This is a genomic window from Pseudonocardia asaccharolytica DSM 44247 = NBRC 16224 (assembly GCF_000423625.1).
Lineage (GTDB): Bacteria > Actinomycetota > Actinomycetes > Mycobacteriales > Pseudonocardiaceae > Pseudonocardia > Pseudonocardia asaccharolytica.
Genome location: NZ_AUII01000023.1, coordinates 1 through 15799 on the forward strand (window position 1 = coordinate 1; position 15799 = coordinate 15799).

The window sequence follows — 15799 nt, forward strand, 5'->3', positions numbered from 1 at the left end:
CGACACCGGTCAAGACCGCCGCCGTGACCGGCTGAACCGGTCGCCCCGCCACCGACCCCCCTTGACACCCAAGCCCCCATAGGGAATCAGCCGAGCAACCGAACGGCTTGGGGTGCTGCACGTCGAGCCGCTCCCTGCCTGCCTCGTCGGCATGGAGAGAATTGCGGACCTCTCGGCCCTCCAGAGCGGCTGTCCCACGCGCAGCGATCACCCGCACACCAACCCCGGCGCGACGAGCGAGGGCGGTGTCTCGGGCAGCGCCTTCAGGTAGGTCGCACCCGCCCTGCTCACATATCAGGCAGATCAATTACGTCGACGCTCTGGGGCTACCCCCAGCTCAGTTCGGGGGCTCCTGCTCGGCAGATCTGGGGTGGGCACCCTCGTTCGAGCAGGCTGCCCGACGCGAGCCTGTGTGCGTGGCTGACCGGCCAGAACCGCCGGCTCGATCGACTCTGCCTGCTCATACTGAATGGGGCGAACCCGTGACGGACTCCAGGATGAGCGGGTCTCCCGCTCCGGCCGCGATCTCGGTGACCGCTCGGTCGCTGGCACCAGATCTGGCGCGCGGCGCGATGCTCCTGTTCATCGCATCGGCCAACGCTCCTGGTTATCTGTATGGCCGTCCCGAGGGTGTGCGGGGATATCCGGTTCCGCAATCGATTCCGGATAAGGTGGTCGTGTTTCTTCAGATGATTGTGGTCGACGGCCGTGCCTATCCGATGTTCGCGCTTCTATTCGGTTACGGGATGATCCAGCTGCTCCGCAGGAATACCTCCGTCGGAGTTGGCTCGGTGACGGTCCGTAAACTAATTCGCCGGCGGGGCTGGTGGTTGGTGCTCTTCGGTTTTCTGCACGCGTCGCTGCTTTTCTCCGGAGACATCCTGGGCGCGTACGGAGTGCTCGGGGTCATGCTCGCTGGGGTGCTGACGCGCGCGAGCGACCGGACGCTGTTGCTCGCGGCGGCGGTGTGGATGGTGCCGGTGGCAATGCTGGGCGCATTGGCTCACTCCGTCCCCCCTGATCCCGGGACCGCGGCGACGACCACGGATGCGGTGGCGGCGGCCGCGGACCGCATCGGGGAGTGGCTGCCCGGTGTGCTCCTCAATTCGCTGGTCAACCTGGTGCCGCCGCTGCTGCTCGGGATTTGGGCAGCGCGGCGACGGGTGCTCGATGACCCCGAACGGCATCGGCGTCTGCTGGTGCGGGTCGGGGTCATCGGTGCCGGGCTGGCGGTCGTGGGTGGGCTGCCGATGGCGCTGATGGGGGCCGGCTGGTGGCCGAAGCCCTCCGCCGAGGCATTGGTACTGACCGCGGCGGCGCATACCGTCACGGGCTATGCGGGGGGGATTGGTTACGCCGCGGTCGCCGGGCTTGTCGCCATTCGAGTGAGCCGGCGGCGCGGAGTGGCCATCACCGCGCTGGCGGCCTGCGGTCAGCGGTCGATGACCGCATATCTGCTGCAGTCGGTGGTGTTTGTTTCGGTGCTGGCTTCGTACGGCGGTGGCCTGGGGGACCGTCTGACGGTCGCGCCCGTCGCCGTGGTGGCAATCGCGACGTGGGTGATGACCGTACTTTTGGCCGAGTTCATGCGTCGACGGGGTTATCGAGGCCCTGCCGAAGTGCTGCTGCGTCGCTTGACCTATCGCAAGCCGAATGTTGGCCGGACTGCGCGGCAACCCACCGATGTCGTGCAAGCTCGTTGAGAGTTCAAATCGAGACAGTCATGAGAGGTCACCATATTGCTGTTTCATGGTGTGGACGCGATCTGCGCGGCTCGGGTACCGCGACGAGAATTAGCGCTAGGTGGTGATGGTGAGTACGTCGCCGCTCATGATGGTGTTCACCGTGAGAACGATGATGAGCGCGTTCAGGAAGAAGCTGAACGTCGTGTGCCAGATGACGGTCCACCGCATCCGTGAGTCGACGACGACGACATCGGAAACCGAGAAGTTCGTACCATTCGTGAACGAGAAATACACGAAGTCCGTCCATCGCGGCTCGGGGGTCAGGGGGAACTCGAGCGGCCGGCGTCTGCTGCTCGCGTAGTAGCGGTGGTAGTAGATCTGCGCATATCCCCAGTGGAAGAGACCCCACGACAGCACCATCGCCCAGACCGCGATGAACTCAATGGCGCCCTGCCACTGCGGCTCATTTCGCAACACGATCAGCTCGCTGGCAGCGCCGAGCCCCATCGCGCTCGACAGGAACGTGGCGACCGTCGCGATCGCGCGGGAAACCCGGCTCGCTTCAAATCTCGCACCGAACGATTCGACATCATCGGATGGTCGCCTCGTCGAAAGCGACAACGATACGACGATCGCCACCCAGTAGATCGAACCGAGAAGGCACCAGGACAGCAGTTGAAGCACCGCGGTCTCATGATCTTCGGTGATGAAGATGAAGGTCAGACCGAGAACGACGAGCCCGAGCTGCAGCATGACGCCGAGCACATGACCCGCGGCCCGGAAGGCTGCGCCTACATGACCCCGGGCTCGCCGCAGCGTCCCACCCATGCCGAAAGGGTAGCGGGACGAGCACAGGGGGCCGGCGGCGTCGCGTGGCCCTTCCTCGGCTTCACGAGCACCTCAGGCACCGGGTGCGTCCGGGCGTCCGGTGATCACCAAAGTGGGACGTGCGCCGCTCCGCCAAGGGCTCCTGGAGGTCTTCTGAGCGCTTTTTCTGCCAAGGTGTCGTATCGTCGCCGGCTCGTTCGTGGAGAGGGTGAGAGGCGGCCAGAGGGGACCGCCCGATCAGGGGAGGACGACATGACCCAGTACCTGCTGTCGGTGCACCACGGCGTCGACGAGAAGCTCCCGCCCGTGGAGGAGATGCAGCCGGTGTTCGAGGCGGTCGACCGGTTCAACCAGAAGCTGCAGGGCGAGGGGGCGTGGGTGTTCGCCGGCGGGCTGATGCCGATCGACCAGGCGACCACCGTCGACAACACCGGTGACAAGCCGATCGTGACCGACGGGCCGTACGCGGAGTCGAAGGAGTACCTCGGTGGCTTCTGGGTCATCGAGGCCCCCGACCTGGACGCGGCGCTGCAGTGGGCCAAGGAGGGCTCGCAGGCCTGCCGCGGCAAGGTCGAGGTGCGGCCGTTCCAGGGCGTATGACGGAGCCCGCGGAGGCGATCGCATGGATCTTCCGCGAGGAGTTCGGGCGGGTCGTCGCCTCACTGGTATGCCGCTTCGGCGATATCGACGTCGCCGAGGATGCCGCCAGCGAGGCGCTCTTGGTCGCCCTCGAGAAGTGGCCGGTGGACGGCGTACCGCCCAGCCCGGGCGGGTGGCTGACCACCACCGCGGCCAACCGCGCCATTGACCGGATCCGGCGAGAGCAGCAGCGGGACGCCAAACACCAGGCGGCCCTGATGATCCACGACGACACGCCCCACGAGCCGACCGGCGTGGTGGAGGACGACCGGCTTCGGCTGATCTTCACCTGCTGTCACCCGGCCCTCGCACCCGAGGCCCGGGTGGCCCTGACCCTGCGGCTGTTCGGTGGGCTGACCGTCGCCGAGATCGCGGCGGCGTTCCTGGTCTCCGAGACGACGATGGCCCAGCGCATCACCCGCGCCAAGGCAAAGATCAAGGGCGCCAAGATCCCGTACCGGGTGCCGTCGGTGGACGACCTCGCCGAGCGGCTGGCCGGGGTGCTGACCGTCGTCTACCTCGTCTTCAACGAGGGCTACCTCGCCAGCGCCGGCGACGAGCCGATCCGAGCTGAGCTCGCCGACGAGGCGCTCCGGCTCGGGCGGGTGCTGCGGTCGCTCCTGCCGGACGAGCCGGAGGCCACCGGCTTGCTCGCGCTGATGCTGCTGACCGACGCCCGCCGGGCGAGCCGGGTGGCAGACGGGGAGCTGGTGCCGTTGCCGGAGCAGGACCGCGGCGGGTGGGACCACGCACTCATCACCGAGGGTCACGACCTCGTGCGCGAGTGCCTGGCCCGGGCCCGGGAGACCGGGCGGCCCCCTGGCCGCTATCAGCTGCTGGCCGCGGTCAACGCCGTCCACACCGACGCGCCCTCGTGGGCCGACACCGACTGGCACCAGATCGCGGCGCTCTACGACCAGCTCGCCGTGGTCGACCCCGGACCGGTGGCCGCCCTCAACCGGGCCATCGCGAGCGCGGAACTCGACGGGCCTGCCGTCGGGCTGGCGGAAATGGACCGGCTCGAGCTGACCGGATACCACGCCTGGCACGCCACCCGCGCCGATCTGCTGCGCCGGCTGGGCCGGTCGGCCGAGGCACGCGCGGAGTACGACGCCGCCATCGCGGCCACCGACAACTCCGCCGAACGGGCCTTCCTCTCGCGCCGGCGCGGGCAGCTGGCCGGGTAGATTCGCCGCCACACCGGAGTGGTCCGGAGACTCGCAAGGCCGAACGCGAGCGCGTCCGCACCCATCCCTACCTGGCCGAACGGACGCTGGCCTGCTCGTCGGTGCTGGCCGGCATCGCCGCGGTTGCAGGCCTGCACCACGAGCGCCTCGACGGCTCCGGCTATCCGCGCGGCCTCACCGCCACGGCCATCCCGGCGCCCGCCCGTATTCTGGCCGCCGCCGACGTTTATCATGCCCTGACCGAACCCTGCCCGCACCGGTCCGCGCACCTGCCCGCGCAGGCGCAGCGGTTGCTCCGCGCCGAGGTCCTCGCCGGCCGAGTCGACGGGGCGGCAACCGACGCCGTCCTTGCTGTGGCCGGGCACCGCGTGCGCTGCCGGGCGGGCTGACGGCGCGCGAGGTCGAGGTGCTCGTGCTGCTCGCGAGGGGGCCGCCCAACCCGGGCACCGGGTGCAGATCGACGTCAAGTTCATCGAAGCCCTCCCCACCACGGCCACCGGCGGAGCAGCCGCCGCAGCGGGGACGGCGTCGAGCTCGCAGCCCCACATCGTGGAGACCACCGGGCTGACCGCACGACGCCGGCGCCGCTACTACCAATTCACCGCGATCGACGACTGCACCCGGCTGCGGGTGCTCAAGGTCTACCCGAAGGCCGATCAGAAGACCGCGATCGCCTTCCTCGACCACGTCCTGGCACGGCTGCCGTTTCGGGTCGAGGTCATCCAGACCGACAACGGTGCGGAGTTCCAGTCCGCGTTCCGCTGGCACGCCCTCGACCAAGGACTGCAGCACGTCTACATCAAGCCCCGCACGCCCCGGCTCAACGGCAAGGTGGAGCGCTCGCACCGCATCGCCGTCGAGGAGTTCTACCGCCTCCTCGACGGCGTCGTCATCGACGACAGCAGCTCCTTCGACAACAAGCTGCGCGAGTGGGAGGACTACTACAACTACCACCGCCCCCACGGCGGCCTCGGCGGCCAAACCCCCTATGAAAGGCTCCGCCAGAAGACCACCAGCCCCACCCAGGCGTAACCAGCCTCCGTCAGTCGCACAGGGCTGCCGCGTGGCCGTCTAAGGTGCTGACGCTGGTGCAGCCCGAGAAGCTGCTCGACGTCGCGGACGGCTCGACGATCGGCGCCGACGTCGTGCTGTCGCTGCTCACCGGGGCGCGGACCGAGGAGCTGCGGGCGCTCACCCGGTCGCATGTGGATCTCGACGGCAACCCGGAGGCCGATCCGCCGGTCCGCCGCACATCATGGTGTGGGGCTCGGTCCGGGCCGGCGGGGACACCAAGACGCGGAAGTCGCGCCGGACGCTCGCGCTTCCGCGGCGGTGCGTCGATGCGCTGCGGTCGCAGTGGTTCCGTCAGGCCGCGGCCCGGCGGCTGGTCGGCGCACGGTGGCACGACCACGACCTCGTGTTCGCCTCGGAGGTCGGCACGCAGCTGGGCGCGGCCAACGTCCGGCGGGCGTTCCGGAAGATCGCTACGATGGCGGGCCTGCCCGCGCAGGACTGGACGCCGCGGGAGCTGCGGGACACTCAGCGGCCCCAGCAACGACGAATGGCCTGGCTGGAAGCTCTCGACAGAGCCTCTGACCAGGCCGTTTGTGTGGTCGGGGTGACAGGATTTGAACCTGCGACCTCTTCGTCCCGAACGAAGCGCGCTACCAAGCTGCGCCACACCCCGATGGCCTGCCGTCTTCTCGGCGGCCGGGAGGAAGTCTAGCTGACGTCCGCGGCGGCCGACGCGGGGGTGCTCCACCGGGCGTGGGGCTTGCTCGGCCGGGCCACCAAGGTCAGCAGCGTGGCCTCGGGCGGGCAGGCGAACCGGATGGGGGCGAACGGTGAGGTACCCAGCCCGGCCGACACGTGCAGCCAGGTGTGTGCCCCCCAGCGCGACGCGCCGCGCGCCCGCGACCGGTCCAGCCCGCAGTTGGTCACCAGCGCGCCGACGCCCGGCACCCGCAGCTGTCCGCCGTGGGTGTGCCCGGCAAGCACCAGGTCGTAGCGGTCGGCGGCGAAGCCGTCGAGTACCCGGGGCTCGGGGGAGTGGGTGAGGCCCAACCGCAGGGCGGGCTCACCGATGGGGTGGCCGGCGATCCGCCGGTAGCAGTCCAGGCTCAGGTGCGGATCGTCCACCCCGGCGGCGGCGATCCGCACCCCGTCGACGTCCAGGGCGATCCGGGTGTGCGTCGCGTCCGCCCATCCGCGCTCGACGAGCGCGGCCCGCAGGTCGCGCCACGGCAGGGGATCCCCGTGGACCCGGTCCTCGTGGCGCCGGAAATAGCGCAGCGGGTTCTTCGGCAGCGGGCCGAAGTAGTCGTTGCTGCCGAAGACGAACAGGCCCGGCCGCTCGAGCAGGGGGCCGAGCGCCGCGAGAACGCTGGGCACGGCCCGGCGGTGGGCGAGGTTGTCGCCGGTGTTGACGACGACGTCCGGCTCCAGCGCGGCGAGCTCGGCGACCCAGCGCTGTTTTCCGGTCTGCACCGGTGTCATGTGCAGGTCGGAGATGTGCAGGATCCGCAACGGCCGGATCCCTGGCGCGAGCACCGGGAGCATCGCTTCGCGCAGGGTCCAGCGTCGTCGCTCCACCCCGGCGGCATAGGCGACCGTCGCGGCTCCGGTGGTGGCCGCGCCCAACGCGAACCGAGCCCAGCTGTTCACGTCGTGCAGCGTACGACCCGGTTCGGGTGGACTAGCGTTGGCGCCCGTGAGCGAACTGAAGGACCGGCTGCGCGCCGACCTGACCGCGGCGATGAAGTCCCGGGACGAGCTGGTCAAGTCCACCCTGCGGATGGCGCTGACGGCGATCAACACCGCCGAGGTGGCGGGCTCGGAAGCCCGGGAGCTCGACGACGCCGAGGTCGTCAAGGTCCTTGCCAAGGAGGCGAAGAAGCGGGCCGAGTCGGCCGACGCGTTCGCCGCGGCGGGACGGGTGGAGCTGGCCGCGCAGGAGCGCGCCGAGGGCGAGGTGCTGGCCCGCTACCTGCCCACTCAGCTCACCGACGATGAGCTCGCCACGATCGCGTTCCGGGCCGTCGAGGAGACCGCCGCCGAGCTCGGCGAGCAGCCCGCCCCTCGGCAGATGGGGCAGGTCATGAAGAAGGCGACCGCGGCGGTGGCCGGACGGGCCGACGGGGGCCGGGTCGCGGCGGCGGTGAGAAACCTGCTCCAGCCCAGCTGAACCGTCCCCGTGAGTGGGTAACAGTGTTAGAACACTGTTACACACTCACGGGATGATATGGGGGTGCGGGCCTACTTCGCGGGCGCCTTCCGCGCCGGTGTCTTCTTCCGCGGCGCGGGCGCCTTCGCCCGCCGTTCCGCCAGCAGCTCCGCGGCACGCTCGTCGGTGATCTCTTCGATACTGTCGCCCTTGCGCAGCGACGCGTTGGTGGAGCCGTCGGTCACGTACGGCCCGAACCGGCCGTCTTTGATCACCATCGGCTTGCCGGTGGCAGGGTCGGTACCCAGCTCGCGCAGCGGTGGGGTGGCTGCGGCCGTGCGCCGTCCCCGCTGCTTGGGCTGGGCATAGATCGCCAGCGCCTCGTCGAGGGTGATGGTGAACAGCTGCTCCTCGCTGGCCAGCGAGCGGGAGTCGGTGCCCTTCTTCAGATACGGTCCGTACCGGCCGTTCTGTGCGGTGATCTCCGCGCCGCTCTCCGGGTCGACGCCGACCAGCCGGGGAAGCGACAGCAGCTTGAGCGCGTCCTCGAGGGTCACGGTGTCCAGCGACATGCTCCGAAACAGCGACCCGGTCCGCGGCTTCGGCTTCGTGGTCCTCCGCTTCGCGCCGTTCGACGAGTCCTCGGCCGGCTCGGGCAGCAGCTCCGTGACGTAGGGCCCGAACCGGCCCTCCTTGGCGACGATCTCGTGTCCGGTGACCGGGTCGGTGCCCAGCACGCGGCCCTCCTGCGGCACCGCGAACAGCTTCTCGGCCACCTCGGCGGTCAGCTCGTCCGGCGGAAGATCCTCGGGCAGGTTGGCCCGCTGCGACGGTCCCTCACCCGCGCCCTGCCTCTCCAGGTAGGGCCCGTAGCGCCCGACCCGCACCACGACGTCGTCGAACATCGGGATCGAGTTGATCTCGCGGGCGTCGATCTCCTCGAGGTTCACGCCGACCAGCTTCTTCAGCCCGCCCGCGCGCGCCACCGACCCATCGGTGCCCTGCTCGGCACCGAAGTAGAAGCCGTGCAGCCAGTCGGTGCGGGAGTTCGAGCCCGCCGCGATCGCGTCGAGCTCATCCTCCATCGCGGCGGTGAAGTCGTAGTCGACCAGCCTGCCGAAGTGGTGCTCCAGCAGCCCGACCACGGCGAACGCGATCCAGGACGGCACCAGTGCGCTGCCCTTCTTCCACACGTAGCCGCGGTCCTGGATCGTCTTGATGATCGACGCATAGGTCGAGGGCCGCCCGATCCCGCGCTCCTCCAGCGCATTGACCAGGCTCGGCTCGGTGTAGCGGGCAGGCGGGTTCGTGGAATGCCCGTCCGGGTCGAGCGCGGTGGCGGTGACCGGATGGCCCTCGGTGAGCTCCGGCAGCCGCGACTCGGCGTCGTCGGCCTCGCCGCCGCTGCCTTCCTCGACGGTCTCCACGTAGGCCTTGAGAAAGCCGGCGAAGGTGATCGTGCGGCCGGAGGCGGCGAACGTGACCTCCTCGCCGGTCGCCGCGGTGCCGGTGATCCGCAGGCGCGTTGTGGTGCCCCGCGCGTCCGCCATCTGCGACGCGACCGTGCGCCGCCAGATCAGCTCGTAGAGCCGGAAGTCGTCGCCGTCGAGCTGACCGCCGAGCTCCCCCGGCGTCCGGAAGGTCTCGCCGCTGGGCCGGATCGCCTCGTGTGCCTCCTGGGCGTTCTTCACCTTGCGGGTGTACTGCCGCGGCGACGGGGCGACGTAGGCGTCGCCGTAGAGCTCGCGGGCCTGCGCGCGAGCCGCCGCGATCGCCGACTCCGACAGTGTCGTCGAGTCGGTACGCATGTAGGTGATGTAGCCGTTCTCGTAGAGCCGCTGCGCGGTCCGCATCGTGCGCTCCGCGGAGAAGCGCAGCTTACGGCCCGCCTCCTGCTGCAGGGTCGAGGTCATGAACGGCGCGTACGGGCGGCGGGTGTAGGGCTTGGCCTCGACGCTGGAGACGGTGAGATCGCGGCCGTACAGCGCCTCGACGAGCCGCCGGGCGCCGGCCTCGTCGAGGACCCTGGCGTCCCCGCGCAGCTGCCCGTCGGGGCCGAAGTCGCGGCCCGTGGCCACCCGGTCGCCATCGATCCCGACCAGCCGCGCCCCGAAGGTGCGCGGGCTGGCGCCGGCGCCGGCGTCGAGCGTCGCGGCGATGTCCCAGTACTCGGCAGAGACGAACGCCATCCGCTCCCGCTCGCGCTGCACGATCAGCCGCGTCGCGACCGACTGCACCCGGCCTGCCGACAGCTTCGGCATGACCTTCTTCCACAGCACGGGGGAGACCTCGTAGCCGTAGAGCCGATCGAGGATGCGCCGGGTCTCCTGCGCGTCGACCAGATCCTGGTCGAGGTCGCGGGTGTTCTCCGCGGCGGCCCGGATCGCCGGCTCGGTGATCTCGTGGAACACCATCCGCCGGACCGGGACCTTCGGCTTGAGCGTGTCGAGCAGATGCCAGGCGATGGCCTCGCCCTCACGGTCGGGGTCGGTCGCCAGTAGCAGCTCGTCGGCGTTCTTGAGCGCGTCCTTGAGTTCGGAGACCTTCCCCTTCTTTTCCGGCGTGACGATGTAGAGGGGCTGGAACTGGTTGTTCACGTCCACCCCGAGGCGGGCCCACGCCTCGCCCTTGTACCTCGCGGGCACGTCCGCGGCGCCGCGGGGCAGGTCGCGGATGTGGCCGACGGAGGACTCGACGACGTAGTCGTTGCCCAGGTAGGGGGCGATCTTCTTGGCCTTGGTGGGCGACTCGACGATCACCAGCCGCCGCATCGGGCGGCCCGCCGCCGTCGCGGTACGCGCGCCGTTGCGACGGCTCCCACCAGCACTGTTGCGGACGCCGTCGCCGGTGCCGACCTTCGAGCTCGTCGTTCGGGTTGCCACCTTGGTCCTAACTCCATCGTCGCCGACCACGCCGCGATCGCGACGTGTCCGTAGGCCGGCCAACCGGCCGCTCGGGTCGTCCTCCGCCCGTTTCGGGGCAGGTTCGCCAGTATCCCTGTACCACGGATGCTGGCCGCCACGTTCGCACACCGACCCGATGTGTTGCTTTCGTCACGCCTGACTCGAACACGACGAGCGGCAGCGTAACCAAGAGCGTCATGAGCGGTCCCGACCCCAACACCGCGGCCACTCCGTGACGGGTACCCCGCCTGGCGGCGGCCCGACCAACTCCACGAGTCGCTGCACCCGGCGCGTTCCGCCGATGCGCAACGCCGGAGCGCCCCAGCCCCTTCCCACCCGCGCAGGCGGGATGCCGGCCCGCGTCGCCGCGGCGATGAGCGGCTGATGGGTCTGCGTGGCATGCGGGTCGAGCGCGAGCAGATAACCGCCGCGCCCGTCGGGGCGGCCCGCGGCCAGCGCCCACAGGCGAAGCAGTGAGCCATCGAGCTGGAAGCCGTCGGGCACGGCCTTCGCCGCGCCCCGCATCCACTGTCCCGCGATACCGACGAGGTCGCAGCGGAACGCCGTGCGCAACACGATCGCACTGCTCTCGGTGGTCACCGTCTCAAGCCGGACGCCGGTGGCCGCCGCGACGGCGCGCACGGCCGGGGCGCGGGCGGGATCAGCCAGGACGATGCTCAGCCGGGCCGTCGTCCCGGTCCCGAACCGCACGATCTGGCCCGGGCCGCACAGCAGCCCGGCCAGGTCCGCAAGGCGCACCGGGCGCGCCTCCGCGGAGAACAGCGACAGCTGGCACACGCCACGCACGGTAGAACACGCGTTCGACGCGAGCATCCGCGGCGCGCCGGACGTGCGGCCCGCGACTCAGGCCGGCGGGGCGAGGCTTGCCAGCTGCTGGCAGCTCGCCGCCTTCTGGGCGGCCCGGTTCGCGCGAGGAATCTCGGCGAGGTAGGCCAGCACGTCCGGTGTGGAGATCTTCTCCAGCGCATCCTGCGCGCCGGCCAGCGTCGCCTTGAACGCGTCCGGGTCGCTCGTGTCCGCCCCGTCGACCTGCGTCTTCACCGCCGCGAACTTCTGCTCCGACTGGCGGAGCAGGTCGTCGATGCGGGTCACCGCCTCGTCCCCGCCGGTCATCGGAGCGCGTCCGACCGCGTCGAGCTGGGTCTGGCCCTGCTGGAGCCCGGTCACGATCGTGCCGAGATAGTCGCTGAGCACCTGCTTGATGCCGGCAAGGTCGGGGACGCTGTCGAAATCCGGCTTGTCCAGGGCGGACCGGGTGAAAGTGACGACCGAGCCGCAGACCCGGTCGGCCCAGGCCACCGGGTCGCTGCCGCGGCCCTCGGTGGGCGCCGGGGCCGGGTCGGGTCCCGGCGTGCCGGTCACCGTGGTGGAACAGCCCCCGAGCAGCAACGCGCCCAGCGCGGCGGTGGCAGCGGCGAGGCGGGCCGTGCGAGTCATGCGCCTTCCCCCGGTCGCGCGAGATGTGCCTGCGTTCCCGGGCCAGTCTGCCTCCTTCCCGGCCGGGGGTCGGGAAGGGGGCGCTCAGCCGCCGAACAGGTCGGGCATCTTCCTGCAGTTCGACGCCTGCTCGGCGGCGGCCCTGAACTCGGGGCTGACCTCCAGCGCCGCCGTCCCCTCGACCAGCCTCCGCAGATCCTCCATCGGCGCCAGCGCCGCGGGCAGCGTGGCGGTAAGGGTTTCCGGGCTGGAGGTGTCGACGGACCCGAGCGTGGTCCGCGTCGTATCGAACGCCTGCTTCACCCCCGTCAGCAGGGACTGCAGCTGTTCGACCGCGGCGTCGCCGCCCTCGATCGGCGACGGTCCCACCGCGTCCAGCGAGTCGAGCGTGCCCTGCACGGCGGTGCCCGTCGACTCGAGATAGCCCGAGAGGCTCTGGACGGCCGCGGCGGGGTCGGAGAACTGGAGGTTCGGGGTGGCCGTGGCGGCGTCGTTGAACGGCAGCGTCGCGCCGCACACGCTGTCGACCCAGGCGACCGGATCGGCCTGCGGGCTACCCCCGGTGAGTGTCGAGCAGCCCGCGGCGAGGAACGCCGCGCAGGCGGCGAGGGCGAGACGGACGGGACGGGTGGGGCTGGACATGACCGGCTCCGGTTCGGGCGAGGGGATGATTCGGGGGCGGTGCGGAGCCGGGCGCCGCGAGGTGGTGCTCAACCGCCGCTCGCGCGCAGCCGCTGACAGCTCGGTGCGGCATCGACGGCCCGGCGCAGATCGGCGTTGGCGGTCAGCTCGCTGGTGGGGTCGGGGAGATGGGCCAGCTCCTGCAGGGGCACGATCGACTGCGCCAGCGCCTCCTGGTCGCGCGCCGCCTCGATCTGGGCCTTCGCGGCGGCGAAGGTCGTTTGGATCTGTGTCATCCGCTGGGTCAGGGTCGCCGCGACGGCGGCGGCGCCGTCCACGTCCGGCGCCCCGGCCGTGTCGATCCCTGCGATCGCCTCCTGGGCTGCGGCGACCACGTTCTCGGCGAACACACTGAGCTGCTGCACCTGCTGAGCATGATCGGGTGCGCTGGTCGTGGGTACCGCCGCGGTGAGGGTTTCGCGGAACGAGACGTAGGAGCCGCAGATCTTGTCCGCCCACGCGGTCGTCTCGGCGTCATCGGCCCCGCCGCCGCATCCGGCAGCCAGCAACGCCATCAGCGCCACGGCGGCCGCGCAGATCGACGTCCGAACACGCATCTGTCCCTCCGGTCCCCTTGGGGATGCTGGTGCCGCGCGGGCCAGCGGACCCTACTCGGAGGCCGATGGTGTGACAAAGGCCGCCCACCCGAACGGGGTGGGCGGCCTTTGTCGAGCCGAGGGCACGGTGCCGGCTGATCAGCCGACCGCGCTCTCCGCCGGGGTTTCCGTGAGCGAGGTCGAGCGGCGCTTCGAGACGACGACGGCCGACACGATGATCAGGACCGCGACGATCGCGATGCCGATGCGGATCGGCGCGGACGCCGAGTCGCCGACCGAGAACGCCACGACCGCCGGTGCGATCAGCACCGAGACCAGGTTCATCACCTTGATCAACGGGTTGATGGCGGGACCAGCGGTGTCCTTGAACGGGTCACCGACGGTGTCACCGATGACGGTGGCCTCGTGCGCGGGCGAGCCCTTGCCTCCGTGGTTGCCGTCCTCGACGAGCTTCTTCCCGTTGTCCCAAGCGCCGCCGGAGTTGGCCAGGAAGATCGCCATGAGCACGCCGGTGGCGATGGCGCCGGCCAGGTAGCCGGCCAGCGGGCCGACGCCGAGGCCGAATCCGACCGCGATCGGAGCGAAGATCGCCAGCAGGCCGGGGGTGGCCAGCTCCCGCAGCGAGTCGCGGGTGCAGATGTCGACGACCCTGCCGTACTCGGGCCGGACGGTGCCCTCCATGATCCCGGGGTTGCTCCGGAACTGCCTGCGGACCTCGAAGACGATCGCGCCGGCGGCGCGGGTCACCGCGTTGATCGCCAGCCCCGAGAACATGAACACGACCGAGGCACCGATGATCACGCCGACCAGGGTGTTCGGGCTGAACACCTCGTAGGCGAACGCGCTGCCCGCGTCCTGCAGGGCGACCCCCGCCTTGTCCAGCGCCTTGGTGATGGCATCGCGGTAGGAGCCGAACAGGGCCGTCGCCGCGAGCACGGCGGTCGCGATCGCGATGCCCTTGGTGATGGCCTTCGTCGTGTTCCCGACCGCGTCGAGCTCGGTGAGGATGTCCACACCGTCGCCCTCGACGTCCCCGGACATCTCCGCGATGCCCTGTGCGTTGTCCGACACCGGGCCGAAGGTGTCCATCGCGACGATGACCCCGACCGTGGTGAGCAGGCCCGTTCCGGCCAGCGCCACCGCGAAGAGCGAGACGACGATCGAACCGGACAGCAGGAACGCGCCGTACACCGCCGCGGCGATGACGATCGCGGTGTAGACGGCCGATTCGAAGCCGATCGAGATGCCGGAGAGGATGACGGTCGCGGCGCCGGTCAGCGAGGAGCGGCCGACGTCCTTGACCGGCTTGTCCTCGGTACCGGTGAAGTAGCCGGTGAGCCACAGGATGACACCCGCCAGGACGATGCCGATGACCACCGCGACCGAGGCGATGATCCGCGGGTCGGCGGTGAGGCTGGTGACCGAGTCGTCGGTCGGGTTGACGAGCGCACCGAAGCTGCTCGGCAGGTACAGGAACGCGGCGACGATCGAGAGCGCGCCGGCGAAGACCGCCGAGATGTAGAAGCTGCGGTTGATCGCCTTGAGGGTGTTCTCGCCTTCCCTCGCCTTGGTGATGTAGACGCCCATGACGGCGGTGACCACGCCGATGGCGGGCACGATCAGCGGGAAGAGCAGACCCTGCAGGCCGAACGCGGCCGTGCCCAGGATCAGCGCGGCGACCAGCGTCACGGCGTAGGACTCGAAGAGGTCCGCGGCCATGCCGGCGCAGTCACCGACGTTGTCGCCCACGTTGTCGGCGATGGTGGCGGCGTTGCGCGGGTCATCCTCGGGGATGCCCTGCTCGACCTTGCCGACCAGGTCGGCGCCCACATCGGCGGCCTTGGTGAAGATACCGCCACCGACGCGCATGAACATCGCGAGCAGCGCGGCGCCGAAGCCGAAGCCCTCCAGGACCTTCGGGGCCTGGCCGGCGTAGACCAGTACGACCAGCGCCGCACCAAACAGGCCGAGGCCGACTGTGAACATGCCGACGACGCCACCGGTGCGGAACGCGATCCGGGTCGCCTTCTCCCGGCCGCCCTGCTCTCGGGCGGCCGCGGCTACCCGGATGTTGGCGCGGGTCGCCAACCACATTCCCAGATAGCCGATGGTCGCCGAGAAGGCCGCGCCGATGACGAAGAAAACTGACCGCCCGATGCGTTCGATCATGTCGTCCGCGGGGAGCGCGAACAACAGCACGAACACGATCACGACGAAGACGCCGAGCGTGCGGAACTGTCGATTGAGGTACGCCGCGGCGCCTTCCTGGACCGCTCGGCCGATATCCTGCATCTTCGAGGTGCCCTGGCCGGCGGCCAGAACCTCCCTGAGCAGCATGTAGCCGATGGCCAGGGCGGCGAGCGCGACCACCGCGACCACGCCGACCACGACGCGGTCACTCGCGGCGAGCTCGAGGCCCTGCGCGAGGGTGGACACGGACATCCGTCCTCCTGGTTCGTGGAACTACTCTTGCCAGGGAACGTGACGGCATCCCTGGCGTCATCTTCTGCCCGTCCCTGCTGGTGAGGCCAGCGACAGGCAGGTGCAGTGTAAGAGTGCGTTCCGGCCCGGATGGCATTGGCCGGTGCCAATCGGATTTTGTAACGTTTCGGCCACGATTTCCATAGAATGTTGGACGAGAAAAATGCCCGGAAGAGTCTCTCCGGATCGGGCGTGGCGTCGGGGCCGGGGTCCCGGT

At 70.2% G+C, this 15799-nt stretch carries 14 protein-coding genes and 1 tRNA gene; 6 read left to right on the forward strand and 9 right to left on the reverse strand.

The features are described from left to right. Positions 1-497: 497 nt before the first annotated feature. Positions 498-1703, forward strand: a complete 1206-nt coding sequence (locus G567_RS0119060; RefSeq protein ID WP_028931239.1) for a DUF418 domain-containing protein — start codon at positions 498-500, stop codon at positions 1701-1703. 96 nt (positions 1704-1799) lie between these two features. On the opposite strand, the gene G567_RS0119065 is transcribed toward G567_RS0119060, so the two are convergent. After that, complete coding sequence (locus tag G567_RS0119065) at positions 1800-2513, reverse strand: DUF1345 domain-containing protein (RefSeq protein ID WP_028931240.1); 714 nt, start codon at positions 2511-2513, stop codon at positions 1800-1802. Positions 2514-2765: 252 nt separating this feature from the next. Here G567_RS0119065 and G567_RS0119070 point away from each other — a divergent pair, with 252 nt between their 5' ends. From G567_RS0119070 to G567_RS33440, 4 genes are all read left to right on the forward strand, one after another. Further along, positions 2766-3113, forward strand: a complete 348-nt coding sequence (locus G567_RS0119070) for a YciI family protein (RefSeq protein ID WP_028931241.1) — start codon at positions 2766-2768, stop codon at positions 3111-3113. Beyond that, positions 3110-4339 (forward strand): RNA polymerase sigma factor, encoded by a 1230-nt coding sequence (locus tag G567_RS0119075; protein ID WP_028931242.1) that lies wholly within the window; start codon positions 3110-3112, stop codon positions 4337-4339. The genes G567_RS0119070 and G567_RS0119075 overlap by 4 nt, the downstream gene beginning before the upstream one ends. An 86-nt stretch (positions 4340-4425) precedes the next feature. Further along, positions 4426-4728: an HD-GYP domain-containing protein gene (locus G567_RS0119080; protein WP_245585710.1), complete on the forward strand. Its 303-nt coding sequence runs from the start codon at positions 4426-4428 to the stop codon at positions 4726-4728. 61 nt (positions 4729-4789) lie between these two features. Continuing rightward, positions 4790-5371, forward strand: coding sequence for an integrase core domain-containing protein (locus G567_RS33440; RefSeq protein WP_211223970.1), 582 nt, complete (start codon positions 4790-4792; stop codon positions 5369-5371). Positions 5372-5949: 578 nt separating this feature from the next. Here the strand turns inward: G567_RS33440 and G567_RS0119095 are convergent. Next, a tRNA-Pro gene (locus tag G567_RS0119095) sits at positions 5950-6026 on the reverse strand. 35 nt (positions 6027-6061) lie between these two features. Continuing rightward, on the reverse strand, positions 6062-7003 hold the full coding sequence (locus G567_RS0119100; protein ID WP_028931244.1) for a metallophosphoesterase: 942 nt from the start codon (positions 7001-7003) through the stop codon (positions 6062-6064). Positions 7004-7049: 46 nt separating this feature from the next. Here G567_RS0119100 and G567_RS0119105 point away from each other — a divergent pair, with 46 nt between their 5' ends. After that, positions 7050-7523 (forward strand): GatB/YqeY domain-containing protein, encoded by a 474-nt coding sequence (locus tag G567_RS0119105; protein ID WP_028931245.1) that lies wholly within the window; start codon positions 7050-7052, stop codon positions 7521-7523. Between the two features lie 71 nt (positions 7524-7594). Here the strand turns inward: G567_RS0119105 and topA are convergent, their stop codons facing one another. From topA to G567_RS0119135, 6 genes are all read right to left on the reverse strand, one after another. Next, the gene (gene topA / locus G567_RS29890) at positions 7595-10273 is read right to left on the reverse strand and encodes a type I DNA topoisomerase (protein ID WP_051233306.1); all 2679 of its coding nucleotides are present in this window, start codon (positions 10271-10273) and stop codon (positions 7595-7597) included. A gap of 327 nt (positions 10274-10600) precedes the next feature. Next, positions 10601-11203, reverse strand: a complete 603-nt coding sequence (locus G567_RS0119115) for a hypothetical protein (protein WP_037057697.1) — start codon at positions 11201-11203, stop codon at positions 10601-10603. Between the two features lie 66 nt (positions 11204-11269). Further along, entirely contained in the window at positions 11270-11863 is a 594-nt protein-coding gene (locus tag G567_RS0119120) for a hypothetical protein (RefSeq protein ID WP_028931247.1), read from the reverse strand. An 84-nt stretch (positions 11864-11947) separates the two neighbouring features. Next, positions 11948-12505: a hypothetical protein gene (locus G567_RS0119125; RefSeq protein ID WP_028931248.1), complete on the reverse strand. Its 558-nt coding sequence runs from the start codon at positions 12503-12505 to the stop codon at positions 11948-11950. Between the two features lie 68 nt (positions 12506-12573). Continuing rightward, positions 12574-13101 carry a hypothetical protein gene (locus tag G567_RS32295; RefSeq protein ID WP_028931249.1) on the reverse strand — a complete coding sequence of 176 codons (528 nt, stop codon included), beginning with the start codon at positions 13099-13101 and terminating at the stop codon, positions 12574-12576. 138 nt (positions 13102-13239) lie between these two features. Continuing rightward, positions 13240-15543 carry a sodium-translocating pyrophosphatase gene (locus G567_RS0119135; RefSeq protein WP_028931250.1) on the reverse strand — a complete coding sequence of 768 codons (2304 nt, stop codon included), beginning with the start codon at positions 15541-15543 and terminating at the stop codon, positions 13240-13242. Positions 15544-15799 lie beyond the last annotated feature (256 nt).